Source organism: Pseudomonas sp. MF5691 (genome assembly GCF_016405645.1).
In the GTDB taxonomy this organism is placed as follows: Bacteria; Pseudomonadota; Gammaproteobacteria; order Pseudomonadales; family Pseudomonadaceae; genus Aquipseudomonas; species Aquipseudomonas shahriarae.
Genome location: NZ_JAEKDC010000001.1, coordinates 76,646 through 89,141 on the forward strand (window position 1 = coordinate 76,646; position 12,496 = coordinate 89,141).

Annotated in this window: 14 protein-coding genes; 9 read left to right on the plus strand and 5 right to left on the minus strand. The window is 62.5% G+C overall.

The features are described from left to right. Positions 1-94 precede the first annotated feature (94 nt). The 3 genes from JFT44_RS00360 to JFT44_RS00370 all read right to left on the minus strand — a co-directional run bounded on the left by JFT44_RS00360 (position 95) and on the right by JFT44_RS00370 (position 3,078). Positions 95-736 carry an oxidoreductase gene (locus JFT44_RS00360; protein WP_115129084.1) on the minus strand — a complete coding sequence of 214 codons (642 nt, stop codon included), beginning with the start codon at positions 734-736 and terminating at the stop codon, positions 95-97. Between the two features lie 29 nt (positions 737-765). Then, positions 766-2,484 carry a C13 family peptidase gene (locus tag JFT44_RS00365; RefSeq protein WP_057960710.1) on the minus strand — a complete coding sequence of 573 codons (1,719 nt, stop codon included), beginning with the start codon at positions 2,482-2,484 and terminating at the stop codon, positions 766-768. 138 nt (positions 2,485-2,622) lie between these two features. Next, the gene (locus tag JFT44_RS00370) at positions 2,623-3,078 is read right to left on the minus strand and encodes a MaoC family dehydratase (protein ID WP_029292272.1); all 456 of its coding nucleotides are present in this window, start codon (positions 3,076-3,078) and stop codon (positions 2,623-2,625) included. A gap of 207 nt (positions 3,079-3,285) precedes the next feature. Between JFT44_RS00370 and JFT44_RS00375 the strand changes: the two genes are divergently transcribed. The 4 genes from JFT44_RS00375 (at position 3,286) to JFT44_RS00390 (ending at position 5,287) form a co-directional block, all read left to right on the plus strand. Further along, on the plus strand, positions 3,286-3,648 hold the full coding sequence (locus JFT44_RS00375; protein ID WP_057438999.1) for a CidA/LrgA family protein: 363 nt from the start codon (positions 3,286-3,288) through the stop codon (positions 3,646-3,648). Then, a complete protein-coding gene (locus JFT44_RS00380; RefSeq protein WP_057960709.1) occupies positions 3,645-4,361 on the plus strand; it encodes an LrgB family protein in 717 nt (238 codons plus the stop codon). The genes JFT44_RS00375 and JFT44_RS00380 overlap by 4 nt, the downstream gene beginning before the upstream one ends. 21 nt (positions 4,362-4,382) lie before the next feature. Then, positions 4,383-4,973, plus strand: a complete 591-nt coding sequence (locus JFT44_RS00385) for an LON peptidase substrate-binding domain-containing protein (RefSeq protein WP_057439001.1) — start codon at positions 4,383-4,385, stop codon at positions 4,971-4,973. A 107-nt stretch (positions 4,974-5,080) separates the two neighbouring features. Continuing rightward, a complete protein-coding gene (locus JFT44_RS00390; protein WP_057439037.1) occupies positions 5,081-5,287 on the plus strand; it encodes a hypothetical protein in 207 nt (68 codons plus the stop codon). 1 nt (position 5,288) lies between these two features. Here the strand turns inward: JFT44_RS00390 and JFT44_RS00395 are convergent, their stop codons facing one another. Both JFT44_RS00395 and JFT44_RS00400 read right to left on the minus strand, forming a co-directional pair. Next, complete coding sequence (locus JFT44_RS00395) at positions 5,289-6,605, minus strand: bifunctional DedA family/phosphatase PAP2 family protein (protein WP_057960708.1); 1,317 nt, start codon at positions 6,603-6,605, stop codon at positions 5,289-5,291. A gap of 159 nt (positions 6,606-6,764) precedes the next feature. After that, positions 6,765-7,448 (minus strand): DNA-3-methyladenine glycosylase, encoded by a 684-nt coding sequence (locus JFT44_RS00400; protein ID WP_128592771.1) that lies wholly within the window; start codon positions 7,446-7,448, stop codon positions 6,765-6,767. A 177-nt stretch (positions 7,449-7,625) separates the two neighbouring features. Between JFT44_RS00400 and JFT44_RS00405 the strand changes: the two genes are divergently transcribed. The 5 genes from JFT44_RS00405 (at position 7,626) to mrdA (ending at position 12,488) form a co-directional block, all read left to right on the plus strand. Then, positions 7,626-8,891 carry a glutamate-5-semialdehyde dehydrogenase gene (locus JFT44_RS00405; protein WP_057960706.1) on the plus strand — a complete coding sequence of 422 codons (1,266 nt, stop codon included), beginning with the start codon at positions 7,626-7,628 and terminating at the stop codon, positions 8,889-8,891. Continuing rightward, positions 8,891-9,535, plus strand: coding sequence for a nicotinate-nucleotide adenylyltransferase (gene nadD, locus JFT44_RS00410; RefSeq protein ID WP_057439003.1), 645 nt, complete (start codon positions 8,891-8,893; stop codon positions 9,533-9,535). The genes JFT44_RS00405 and nadD overlap by 1 nt, the downstream gene beginning before the upstream one ends. A 70-nt stretch (positions 9,536-9,605) precedes the next feature. Next, positions 9,606-10,100 (plus strand): ribosome silencing factor, encoded by a 495-nt coding sequence (gene rsfS, locus JFT44_RS00415; RefSeq protein ID WP_032861691.1) that lies wholly within the window; start codon positions 9,606-9,608, stop codon positions 10,098-10,100. Between the two features lie 9 nt (positions 10,101-10,109). Then, positions 10,110-10,577, plus strand: a complete 468-nt coding sequence (rlmH, locus tag JFT44_RS00420) for a 23S rRNA (pseudouridine(1915)-N(3))-methyltransferase RlmH (protein WP_029292262.1) — start codon at positions 10,110-10,112, stop codon at positions 10,575-10,577. 15 nt (positions 10,578-10,592) lie between these two features. Continuing rightward, positions 10,593-12,488 (plus strand): penicillin-binding protein 2, encoded by a 1,896-nt coding sequence (gene mrdA / locus JFT44_RS00425; protein WP_057960705.1) that lies wholly within the window; start codon positions 10,593-10,595, stop codon positions 12,486-12,488. Positions 12,489-12,496 lie beyond the last annotated feature (8 nt).

Consider the following 12,496-nt stretch of genomic DNA (forward strand, 5'->3'; position numbering starts at 1 on the left):
ATCGCAGGCAAGCCAGCTCCCCCATTTGATCGGTGAATGCATTCATGTGGGAGCCGGGCTTGCCCGCGATGAGGCCCGCCCGGTCACCGCAGATTCACTTGCCGAGCTTACGCAACTCATCCGACTCGACAATCCGCACCCCGTCCTGCTCCTCCAGGGCCAGGCGCCACATGGCCCGGGCCAGCTCACACACTTCGATGCCACGATACTTGCCGGGAATCAGTCGCGACAACGGCCCTGCGAGTTTCTCCGCCAGGCGTGTCTCCAGGCGCTCGCCCAGTAGCAGCGAGGGCCGCACGATGGTCAGTTGCGGCCAACCCTGAGCCTGCAAGGCCTGCTCCATCTCACCCTTGACCCGGTTATAGAACACCGAGGATTTGGGGTCGGCGCCTATCGCGCTGATCACGATCAGGTGTCGTGCGCCCATCTCCCGGGCGCGCTTGCCGAACGCCACCACCAGGTCCAGGTCTACGGCGCGGAACGCCTGCTCGGAACCTGCCTGCTTAAGCGTGGTGCCCAGGCAGCAGAAGGCCAGGTCGACCCGGCCGCTCAGTTGTGGCAGCAATGTGCTGGGGTCGCCGACCGGGTTTTCCAGGTGCGGATGTTCGGCCAGTGGCCGGCGGCTGGGCGCCAATACGCGGGTGACGGTAGGCTCGTTGAGCAGGCGGTCCAGCAGATGTTCCCCGGTCAAGCCCGAGGCTCCGGCAAGCAATATATGCTGAGGCGTCAAGTACATAGTGTTTCCCCCCTTGATACAGTTTCAGCTTAGTTGCTCTTTGCTTCCTTGCTATTGATAGAGACGCTTTCCAGCGCCTTTCGTGCCTGCTGTTTACGTAATTGTTGCCAACGGGCGATCACACTCTTGGGGGCCCAGATCTGTGGTTCGGAGGCTTCGAAGTTGTCCGCCATTTCCCGTTCGGTCACATGCCGTTGGGCCAGCTTGAAGGCGTGCAGCAAATCGTCGGTCTGGGTCAGGGCCTGGGCGAACAGGGCGTCGCCAAAGTAGGTGAAGTCGGCTTCTTCCGAGCAGCCAAACGACACGCGGTCGGCGCGGGAGGCGGTCATGATCAGGGTGTGTTCATCCTTGAGCGCCGGGATGAAACCGCCGGAGTAGCAGGCGGAAATCACGATGACTTTGTCGCGGTTTTTCAGCGGCGCCATCACCGCCGCCAGCTCGTCGCTCGGCAGGTCGGCCAGCTCCATGCGCGGTTGGTCGAGCACCAGTTGATGTTCGTGGGTGCCGTGGCTGGTCAGGTAGATAAACACCAGGTCTTCGGGGCCGGCGCGCTCGGCCAGGGTCTGCACGGCGCGGCGCAGGCTTTCGCGGGTCGCCATCGGGCGGTAGGCGATATGGTCGCGGTGGTTGACCAGGCGGATCTGCCCGCGGGCGCCGAAGCGGCTGCTCAGTAGGTTGCTGACGTAGTCGGCCTCGCGCAGGAATACGCTTTGCTTGCCGTCACCGGCCACCACCAGGCTGTACAGCTCGACAGCCGGGGTGGATGCCGGCACGGCGGCGAGGGCGTCGTCGAGCAAGCGGCCCTGGGCCAGCACCCCGACTTCCAGGGTGTCGGGCAACAGCTTGCCGTCGGCATCGCGTACGCGCAGGCCGTTGGCCCAGGTCCCTGCTTGCACCGTGCCATCGGTGAGTACCAGGGTGCCTTGGCCGTGATAGCTGTCGTTGTCGAAGCCGCCGATGTAGAAGCTGCCATCGCTGAGGTTCAGGCGCCCCTCACCGGTAAAGCGCCAGTCACTGAAGTACCCGATGTAATGGCTGCCGTCCACGCCGGTCAGCTCACCCTTGCCGCTCAGGGCGCCTTCGCGGAACTCACCGGTCCACACGTCGCCGTCGGCGTTTTCGTAACGACCCTTGCCGTTGAGTTGGTTCTGCTTGAAGTGGCCGACGTACATGTCGCCTTCGGCGCTGTTGAAGGTACCGTTGCCTTCCAGTTGGCCATTGACGAAACGGCCGCTGAACTGGTTGCCGCTGTCGTCGTTGCGCTGGCCTTCGCCGTTGGGCTTGCCGTGGGCAAATTGGCCCTGGTACTGGCTGCCGTCGGGCAGTTCCAGGCGGCCGAGGCCGGAGTATTGGTCGTCTTTGAATTCGCCGCGATAGGTCATTTGCCCCTCTTTGAGGGTGCCTTCGCCGTTGCGCCGGCCTTGCTTGAAGCCGCCGACGTAGGTGTTGGCCGCCGTGGTCAGGGTGCCCTGGCCATCGAACAGGCCCTGCTGGAACTGGCCTTTATAGACCTCGCCATTGCTGCCATGCCATTCGCCCTGGCCGTGCCATTGGCCTTTGTCGAATTGCCCGGCGTACCAACTGCCGTTGGGATAATCCACCCGGCCCTGGCCTTGCAGCAGCCCATCGACCACATCCCCGCGATAACGCCCGCCGTCCGGCAGCCGGGCGTCGGGCGGCAACAGGGATTCGCCGTCGCCGCAAGCGGTGAGCAACAAGGCGAGAGCAAGGGGGACGAGTGGGCGCATAGCGGGATCCGGGTAATTGAGCGCCGAGTATGCCGCAGCGGGGGAAGCTATACCTAGTGGTCTGTGTGCGAATAAGGACTTGTCGGCGATGGCGCGGCTGCTGGCGCTATCGCCGGCAGGCCGGCTCCTACAGGTGTGTCAGACGAAGCACAGTGACAGCGACTCGGCGATGTAGGCCGGTTTTTCCTGGCCGTCGATTTCCAGGGTGCAGGTGGCCTTGAGCAGCCACTGGCCAGGCTTTTTCTCGGTGGCGTCGGTGAGGGTCACCGCCAGGCGTACCTTGGAGTTGACTTTCACCGGCTGGATAAAGCGCACGCTGTCCAGGCCGTAGTTGACCGCCATCTTCAAACCCTCGGGCATGATCAGGATGTCTTCGATCAATTTGGGGATCAGCGACAGCGACAGAAAGCCATGGGCTATGGTGCTGCCAAACGGAGTCTGGGCGGCTTTTACCGGGTCGACGTGGATGAACTGAAAATCGCCGGTCGCTTCCGCGAACAGGTTGATACGCTCCTGGTCGATGGTGAGCCATGCGGAACGTCCCAGTTCCTTGCCGACATATTCATTGAGTTGCGCTACAGGTACAAAGGGCATTGCGACTCTCCTTGGTTCATCTATCTCTCCCTGGCGGCACGGGCACGCTGGCGCCGGCAGGGGGTTGTTGTTTTAGGTGGTTTGCAGAGAACCAATGTAGATCATCATGGGCAAATGGCCCGGTCAACCCACCATGCTTTTGGCGAATGCCTGTTCATAGGAGCGGCGTGCTTATAATGCCCACGGGCTTTTGGGGGAGAAAAACCCATGTTGTTACGCGGTTTGACATGGCTGGTGTTGTTTCAATTGCTGGGCACGGCAATCAATCACTTGTTCCTGCCGGTTTTGCCGGGGCCGATTGTCGGCCTGCTGTTGCTGCTGGCGTATCTGGTGTGGCGCGGCGAGGTCGGTGAGCCACTGAGCCTGGCGGCCGGCAGCCTGTTGCGTTACCTGCCGTTGCTGCTGGTGCCGCCGGCAGTGGGGGTGATGGTGTATGCCAAGGACATTGCCGCCGACTTCTGGGCCATCGTCGGGGCGCTGGTGTTGTCGCTGGTGATTGCCATGGCCTTTGTCGGCGTGCTCATGCAAAAGCTGGTCAAGCGCCAGGCACAGCGGGAGGAGGGGCAATGACCTTCGATTGGCAGGGCGCGTGGGCCGCGGTGATCCACCATCCCTTGTTTGGCATCGGCATTACCCTGGGTGCCTATCAACTGGTGTTGGCGGGGTTCGAGAAAACCCGCTGGATCTTCCTGCAACCGGTGCTGGTCTCGATGTTGCTGGTGATTGGCGTGCTCCTGGGGTGCGGCCTGACCTATGTCGAATACCGCAAAAGTACCGAGATCATGAGCATCCTGCTGGGCCCGGCCACCGTGGCACTGGCGGTGCCGCTGTACCTGAACCTGCGACGGATTCGCCAGTTGTTCTGGCCGATTTTTACTACGCTGGTGGTGGGGGGCGTGTTTGCCACTGGCCTGTGCATTGGGCTGGGTTGGTGGTTTGGCGCCGAACACATGGTGCTGATGACCATGGCGCCCAAGTCGGTGACCTCGCCCATCGCCATGCTGGTGGCCGAGCAGATCGGCGGCGTCGCGGCACTGGCGGCGGTGTTCGTGCTGATCACCGGGGTCATCGGGGCGATGATCGGGCCGGCCTTTCTGTCGTACCTGGGCGTGCACACCCCGGAGGCGCGGGGCATGGCCCTGGGCATGACCGCCCACGCGGTCGGCACCTCGGTGGCCTTGCAGGAAAGCGAGGAGTGTGGCGCCTTTGCGGCATTGGCGATGAGTTTGATGGGCGTGGCTACGGCAGTATTCCTGCCATTGGCCGTGTCTTTGGCGATTTAAGTCGGGTTTAAGGAACGCTTTATGAGTCTGGCGCTGTTCCCTCTCAATACTGTGCTGTTTCCAGGTTGCACACTCGACCTGCAGCTGTTCGAGGCGCGCTACCTGGACATGATCAGTCGCTGTATGAAAAAGGGCGAAGGCTTTGGCGTGGTGTGCATCCTCGATGGCCAGGAAGTCGGTCTCGCGCCGGACGGCTATGCATTGATGGGGTGCGAAGCGCTGATTCGGGATTTCAAGCAGCAGGACAATGGCCTGCTGGGGATCCGTGTCGAGGGTGGGCGCAGGTTTCGGGTGCGGGAGGCGCAGGTCCAGCGCGATCAACTACTGGTCGCCGATGTCGAGTGGCTGCAAGAGCAGCCCGAGCGCCCGTTGGATGAGGAAGACGCCGACCTGTTGGCCCTGCTGCAGGCATTGGCCGAGCATCCGATGGTCGCCTCACTGGATATGGGCGCCGACGTGCACGGGCAGCAGGAACTGGGCAACCGCCTGGCCTACCTGTTGCCGTTTACCGACGCCGACAAGATCGAGCTGCTGCAGCTCGACGATCCGGTGCTGCGCCTGGATGCGATTCAGGTGCTGCTGGATGAATTGCAGGGCGAGCTGTTCGCTTGAGTGCCGTTATCTCGGAATAATCCATGACCGCTTCGGATTTTTCATCGTTGCCGCGTGCCCATCGCCTGAAATAGTGGAGGCTCCGCCACCACTATCAGGGAATGAACATGATTCGATTATCGCCATCGGAGCAACTGGTCTGGGACGCATTTTTTGTCAGTGTGACCGCGCAAGTGATTCAGCAGGCCCGCGATCGCGGCCCCGAATACATTGCCGAGCGGGCTGCCGAAATTGCCGATGAAATGTTGCTGGAGCGCCGGGAGCGCTGCGCCGAACGGCGTCACGCTCCCGTGGACTGGGTCGGCCCGGCCTAGCTCAATAAGCGTAGCGCAGCAGGGCATGGGAGGTGCCGGTCAGGGCAAAGAACCCCAGGACCGCCACGCACCCCGGCACGATCAACCACCATACCTTCGGCGCCATGGGCGGCAGCAGGCTGTGGCGCTGGCTCAAGGTCAGGCTGAAGGCGCAGACCGTCATGGCCAGCAAGGTGCCGGCGAGGATATCGCTCGGCCAGTGGGCCCCCAGATATACCCGCGACAACGCAATGGCAGCGGCCGGAATGGCGCCCAATAGCAGCCATGCCAGGCGCATGCGGGTCGGTTGGCCGCGACCGGCCAGCACCGCCAGCGCGAGGAAGAACGCAAACGAGCCAGAGGCGTGGCCGCTGGGCATGCTGAAGCTGGTCAGCGGGTCGACGAGGATTTCTGGCCGGCCGCGGGCAAAGAACAGCTTGCTCCCGGTGTTGATCAGCGCGGCCCCGAGCAGGGTGGCACCGACGAAAATCGCCTGGCGCCATTGTCGCGCCAGCAGCAGCAGGCCGGTCAGCACCGCGCTGGCGACGAACATCTTCTTGAACTCGCCCAACTGGGTGGTCATCACCATGATCCGGTCCATCGCCGGGCCTCGGTGTTCCTGGACCAGGGCCATCAAACCCTGGTCAAAATGGTTCAGGTACGGATAACCGATAAACATCGCGATCAACAACGCCAGGCTGGCGCAGCCCATCCACAACGTGGCCCGGCGATGGCCGCGCAGGGTGCTGTTGAGGGCGATGCCGAACAAGACGGCCAGGCACGCGGCAACCACCCCGGCCTCGGGCCAGAACCCTTCGGGCAGCGGCAACCGAAACGCCGCGCCGGCGGCCCAGCCCGGCAACAGATAGGCGATAGACCAGCCGGTGGCGGCCAGCACGCTAACGGCGGCAAAGCGCGGGAACGGCATATCACACATCCCGGCGACCATGGGCAGCATGGGGCGCAATGGGCCGATGAAGCGTCCTACCAGCAGGCTGACGATGCCGTACTTCTGGAAGTAGGCCTCGGCCCCGTCCATCCACTCGGGATGATGGCGCAAGCCGGGCAGGCGCCGGATGTTCTGGTGGAAATGCCGGCCCAGGTAGTAGGAAATTCCGTCGCCCAAAAGCCCGCCGAGCAAGCCCAGCAGCAGGGTTTCACTCAGGGACAGCGCGCCGCTGCCGGCCAGTGCGGCAATCGCAAACAGCAGCACCGTGCCTGGCACGATAATCCCGGCGATGGCCAGGCATTCCACAAAGGCGACGATAAACACCGCCGCGGCCAGCCATTGCGGGTTAAGGGTCAGCCAGCCAGTAATGCCATCGAGCCATGGGCCCATACAATCCTCTCCATCAGTGGTGATGTCCCTCTATAGGGGCGAGCTTGTGTGGGAGCGGGCTTGCTCGCGATGCAGGCGACTCGGTATGACTGACAGACCGAGGTGATGCTATCGCGAGCAAGCCCGCTCCCACATAAGCCCATTCCTGCAGGGCATATTTCAAATCAAAACGTAATCGCGGCCTTCGACCTGGCCGCGTCGCAACGGGTTCCGTGTGCAATAGGGCGCATAGCCGCCATCGACAAAGCGATACATCAGGTGTTCATCGCGCCCGCCGGGAATGCCCAGGCGGGTGGTCTGGATAATCTGCGTGGGGGCCAGGCCCACATCCTCGACGTACAGCCGCTCCTGGTCGAAGCGCTTGGCGTCCCACATTGGCACCTTTAAACCCAGGGCCTTGCACAGCAGGGTTTGCCCGGCGCAAAGCTTCTGGGCCGGGCGCGGACGGCCGCTGGCGTCGGGGTTGTTGAGGAGCATTTGCGCCAGGCTGGCAGGCCCTGATACCTCATCCACCCAGGGGTAGGCCGACTTGATCAGCACGGCATTGCCTGGCCCCTGGGCACTGAAGTTCAGGGAGTCACCGCCACGGGCGTAGTACATATAGATGTGGCCGCCATCCAGAAACAAAGCCTTACGCTTTTCTGTGTAGCCGAGGGACGCATGGCTGCCTTTTTCGGCCAAATAATAGGCTTCGGTTTCAATAATTCGCGCCGACAGCCACAACTCGCCGACCCGATGGCGGATGACTTTGCCCAGCAAATCTTTCGCGAGCGTTTGCGCGTCGCGGTCGAAAAAGCCATCCGGCAGGGGGTTGGCGGGGAGCTTTGGGGGAGAACTGGACATGACGATGGACGGTTGCGCAGGCCAAATGTGACAGGATGATATCAACTTCAGCCTTAATCACCGCTGAACGTCGAGTTTTTACAGTTCATTTCGACCATCCGCCCCTCACCGCTGTCCGTAGGACGGCGCGACAGCTATAATCTGCCGCTTTCCTCTTTGCCAAGACCCCACCAGACCATGACTGAGTCCGTTCTTGACTACATGACCCGCCTGGGTCGCGCTGCCCGTCAGGCCTCGCGGTTGATCGCCCGTGCGAGCACCGCGCAGAAGAACCGTGCCCTGCTGGCGGCCGCCGATGCTCTGGATGCCTCGCGCTCCGAGTTGACCGCTGCCAACGAGCTGGACCTGGCCAACGGCCGGGCCAATGGTCTGGAGCCGGCATTGCTGGATCGCCTGGCGCTGACGCCGGCCCGTATCGACGACATGATCGAAGGCTTGCGCCAGGTGGCCAAGCTGCCGGACCCCATCGGTGAGATCCGCGACATGCGCTACCTGCCGTCAGGTATCCAGGTCGGCAAGATGCGCGTGCCCCTGGGCGTGATCGGCATCATCTATGAGTCGCGGCCCAACGTGACCATCGACGCCGCGAGCCTGTGCCTGAAGTCCGGCAACGCCACCATCCTGCGCGGCGGCTCCGAAGCGATCCATTCCAACCGCGCCATCGCCGCCTGCATCCAGCAAGGCCTGGCCGTGGCCGAGTTGCCGGCTGAAGTGGTGCAAGTGGTGGAAACCACCGACCGCGCCGCCGTCGGGGCGCTGATCACCATGCCGGAGTTTGTCGACGTAATTGTTCCACGCGGCGGCAAGGGCCTGATCGAACGTGTCAGCCGCGATGCCAAGGTGCCAGTTATCAAGCACCTGGATGGCGTCTGCCATGTGTTTATCGACGTGGCGGCCGATCTCGACAAGGCGATCCGCATTGCCGATAACGCCAAGACCCACCGCTACGCGCCGTGCAACACCATGGAAACCCTGTTGGTCCACGCCGGCATTGCCGAGCGCGTGTTGCCGCCGCTGGCTGCAATCTACCGTGACAAAGGCGTGGAGTTGCGGGGTTGCGAGCGTACCCGGGCATTGCTGGGCAGCGACGTGATCGAAGCCACCGAGCAGGACTGGTACACCGAATACACGGCGCCGATCCTGTCGATTCGTATCGTCGATGACCTGGACCAGGCCATCGAGCACATCAATACCTACGGCTCCAAGCATACCGATGCCATTGTTTCCGAGCATTTCAGCGATGCCCGGCGTTTCCTCACCGAAGTAGACTCTGCTTCGGTGATGATCAACGCCTCGACGCGTTTTGCCGACGGCTTCGAGTACGGCCTGGGGGCGGAGATCGGGATTTCCACGGACAAGCTGCATGCCCGTGGCCCGGTGGGCCTGGAAGGCCTGACCAGCGAGAAGTACGTGGTCTTTGGCGATGGTCATGTGCGCACTTGATGGGTAAACGCATCGGGCTGCTCGGCGGTACCTTCGACCCCGTGCACATCGGCCATTTGCGCAGTGCCCTGGAAGTGGCGGATACCCTCGGGCTGCAAGAGCTGCGGCTGATCCCCAATGCCAGGCCGCCGCACCGGGACACACCGCAGGTCAGCGCGCAGGAGCGCCTGGCGATGGTGCAGTGTGCGGTGGCTGGGATTGCCCCGTTGGTGGTGGACGACCGCGAGCTCAAACGCGATAAACCGTCCTACACTATCGACACCCTGGAACAGACGCGGGCCGAGTTGGCCGCCGATGACCAGTTGTTTCTGCTTTTGGGCTGGGACGCATTTTGCGGACTGCCCACTTGGCATCGCTGGGAAGAGTTGCTCCAGCATTGCCACATCCTGGTTTTGCAACGCCCGGATGCCGACAGCGAACCGCCGGATGCCTTGCGCAACCTGCTGGCAGCGCGGTCGGTAAGTGACCCACAGGCCCTGACCGGGCCGAGCGGGAATATTGCATTCGTCTGGCAGACCCCGCTTGCGGTGTCCGCCACCCAGATCCGTCAACTGCTGGCCAGCGGTAAGTCGGTACGTTTCCTGGTGCCTGACGCGGTCCTGGCCTACATCGATGCGCACGGGCTTTACCGTGCGTCGAACTGAAAAGGCGCGCTTGAAGGCACGAATAGTCGTGTATTGAAGCGCCCGAACTAATGAGCAAAACGAGTTTTATATGACGAACAAAGACGTAAGCAAAGTTAAGCGCAAAGGCACGTTCAAGAGCGCACCGTTGCCAGTGGAAGCCCTGCTGGTCCCGGCCCCTGAAGGCGAAGCGCTGGTTGCGCTGGCCGTAGCCGCCCTGGAAGACGTGAAGGCCCAGGACATCCAGGTCCTGGACGTGCGCGACAAGCAAAGCATCACCGACTTCATGATCATCGCCACCGGTACCTCCAACCGCCAGATCGGCGCAATGCTGGACAAGGTTCGCGAAGCCGTCAAAGCCCAGGGCGTCAAGCCACTGGGTGAAGAAGGCAAGGGCGATAGCGACTGGGTGCTGGCTGACCTGGACACCGTGATCGTACACATGATGACCAGCAACGCTCGCCAGTTCTACGACCTGGAGCGTCTGTGGAAAGGCGCCGAGCAGAGCCGTGCTGCCGATGGCAAGCACCACAGCCCTGAAGTCGGTCACGCGCACTTCGACAAGCTCAACAAAGACCAGGAATAAGGAACGGCTGTGCGCCTGCGTCTGATCGCTGTCGGTTCACGCATGCCCAAGTGGGTGGAAGAAGGCTGGCATGAATATGCCAAGCGTCTGCCATCCGAACTTGCGCTGGAACTGGTGGAAATACCCCTCAACACCCGGGGCAAGAACGCCGATGTGGCGCGCTTTATCCGTCAGGAAGGCGAGGCGATGCTGGCCAAGGTCGGTGCCAACGAGCGCATCGTCACCCTTGAGGTGCACGGCAAACCCTGGAGCACCGAGCAGTTGGCGGTGGAACTGGATCGCTGGCGCCTGGATTCGCGCACGGTCAACTTCATGGTCGGCGGCCCCGAGGGGTTGGCGCCGGAAGTCTGCGCGCGGGCCGATCAGCGCTGGTCGCTGTCGCCCCTGACGTTGCCCCATCCGCTGGTGCGGATTCTGATTGGTGAACAGCTGTATCGCGCCTGGACAGTCCTGTCCGGGCACCCTTACCACAAATAGTCTGCGCCCTGCCTGATGACCCAGCCGATCCGCATCAAGGACCACGAGAAAGACGCACGTCTTGTACGCGCGCGTGTGATCTTTGGCGCGATCGCGGTGGTGGCGTTGATGTGCGTGTTGATCGCCCGTCTGTATTACCTGCAGGTGATCCAGTACGAGTATCACTCCACGTTGTCGGAAAACAACCGGGTGCATGTGCAGCCGATCCCGCCGACCCGTGGCCTGATTTTCGACCGCAATGGCGTGGTGATTGCCGATAACCGGCCCAGTTTCAGCCTGAGCATGACCCGCGAACGGTCCGGTGACTGGCAGCAGATCCTCGATGTGATTGTCGAGGTGCTGCAACTGACGCCGGAAGACCGGGCGATCTTCGAGAAGCGCATGAAGCAGGGGCGGCGCCCGTTTGAACCGGTGCCGATCCTGTTTGAGCTGACTGAAGAGCAGATCGCCAGGATCGCCGTGAACCAGTTCCGCCTGCCGGGGGTGGAGGTGGTGGCGCAACTGGTGCGGCATTACCCGCAGGGGGCGCACTTTGCCCACTCGGTCGGTTATATGGGGCGGATCAACGAAAAAGAGCTGAAAACCCTCGATCCGGTCAATTACAGCGGCACCCACCATATCGGCAAGACCGGTATCGAGCGCTTCTACGAGCCGGAGCTGCACGGCCAGGTGGGTTACGAGGAGGTCGAGACCAACGCCCGTGGCCGCGTGCTGCGGGTGCTCAAGCGCACCGACCCGATTCCCGGCAAGGACATTGTTCTGAGCCTGGATATCAAGCTGCAGGAGGCCGCGGAAATGGCCCTCGGCGGGCGTCGTGGTGCGGTGGTCGCGCTGGACCCGAACACCGGCGAGGTCCTGGCCATGGTCAGCCAGCCGAGTTTCGACCCCAACCTGTTTGTCACCGGGATCAGCTTCAAGGCCTATGCCGAGTTGCGTGATTCCATCGACCGGCCGTTGTTCAACCGGGTGCTGCGCGGTCTGTATCCACCGGGTTCGACCATCAAGCCAGCGGTGGCGATTGCCGGCCTGGATGCCGGTGTCGTGACTGCTTCCAGCCGGGTCTACGATCCGGGTTACTACATGTTGCCCAACTACGATCACAAATACCGTAACTGGAACCGTACCGGCGACGGCTATGTGGATCTGGATATGGCGATCATGCGTTCCAACGACACCTACTTCTATGACCTGGCCCACAAGCTGGGGATTGATCGTTTATCGACCTACATGGGCAAGTTCGGCCTCGGTCAGAAAGTGTCCCTGGATATGTTTGAAGAGTCCCCTGGCCTGATGCCGTCCCGCGAGTGGAAGCGCGCCACCCGGCGCCAGGCCTGGTTCCCCGGTGAGACGCTGATCCTGGGGATCGGCCAGGGCTATATGCAGGCCACGCCCTTGCAACTGGCCCAGGCCACGGCGCTGGTGGCCAGCAAAGGCAAGTGGATTCGTCCGCACCTGGCCAAGACCATCGAGGGTGAACAGCCGGTGGATGAAAACCCGATCCCCGACATCGTCCTGCGCGACCCGTCCGACTGGACCAAGGTCAACCACGGCATGCAACAAGTGATGCACGGCGCGCGAGGCACGGCGCGCAAGGCGGCCATTGGCGCGCAGTATCGGATTGCCGGCAAGAGCGGGACTGCCCAGGTGGTCGCAATCAAGCAGGGCGAGAAATACGACCGCTCCAAAGTCCAGGAACGCCATCGCGACCACGCCTTGTTCGTCGGTTTCGCCCCGGCCGACAACCCGAAAATCACCGTGGCGGTGATGGTCGAGAACGGCGAGTCCGGTTCCGGCGTGGCCGCCCCGGTGGTGCGCCAGATCATGGATGCCTGGTTGCTGGACCAGGACGGCAAGCTCAAGCCTGAGTTTGCCAACCCTTCAAGCGCGGAGGCTACGGCCCGTGAAGAGTAATTTCGACC

Excerpts from the sequence above, each read along its gene's own strand:
- JFT44_RS00360 (WP_115129084.1), bottom strand. The coding sequence starts at position 736 with ATGTACTTGACGCCTCAGCATATATTGCTTGCCGGAGCCTCGGGCTTG.
- JFT44_RS00365 (WP_057960710.1), bottom strand. The coding sequence starts at position 2,484 with ATGCGCCCACTCGTCCCCCTTGCTCTCGCCTTGTTGCTCACCGCTTGC.
- JFT44_RS00370 (WP_029292272.1), bottom strand. The coding sequence starts at position 3,078 with ATGCCCTTTGTACCTGTAGCGCAACTCAATGAATATGTCGGCAAGGAA.
- JFT44_RS00375 (WP_057438999.1), top strand. The coding sequence starts at position 3,286 with ATGTTGTTACGCGGTTTGACATGGCTGGTGTTGTTTCAATTGCTGGGC.
- JFT44_RS00380 (WP_057960709.1), top strand. The coding sequence starts at position 3,645 with ATGACCTTCGATTGGCAGGGCGCGTGGGCCGCGGTGATCCACCATCCC.
- JFT44_RS00385 (WP_057439001.1), top strand. The coding sequence starts at position 4,383 with ATGAGTCTGGCGCTGTTCCCTCTCAATACTGTGCTGTTTCCAGGTTGC.
- JFT44_RS00390 (WP_057439037.1), top strand. The coding sequence starts at position 5,081 with ATGATTCGATTATCGCCATCGGAGCAACTGGTCTGGGACGCATTTTTT.
- JFT44_RS00395 (WP_057960708.1), bottom strand. The coding sequence starts at position 6,605 with ATGGGCCCATGGCTCGATGGCATTACTGGCTGGCTGACCCTTAACCCG.
- JFT44_RS00400 (WP_128592771.1), bottom strand. The coding sequence starts at position 7,448 with ATGTCCAGTTCTCCCCCAAAGCTCCCCGCCAACCCCCTGCCGGATGGC.
- JFT44_RS00405 (WP_057960706.1), top strand. The coding sequence starts at position 7,626 with ATGACTGAGTCCGTTCTTGACTACATGACCCGCCTGGGTCGCGCTGCC.
- nadD (WP_057439003.1), top strand. The coding sequence starts at position 8,891 with ATGGGTAAACGCATCGGGCTGCTCGGCGGTACCTTCGACCCCGTGCAC.
- rsfS (WP_032861691.1), top strand. The coding sequence starts at position 9,606 with ATGACGAACAAAGACGTAAGCAAAGTTAAGCGCAAAGGCACGTTCAAG.
- mrdA (WP_057960705.1), top strand. The coding sequence starts at position 10,593 with ATGACCCAGCCGATCCGCATCAAGGACCACGAGAAAGACGCACGTCTT.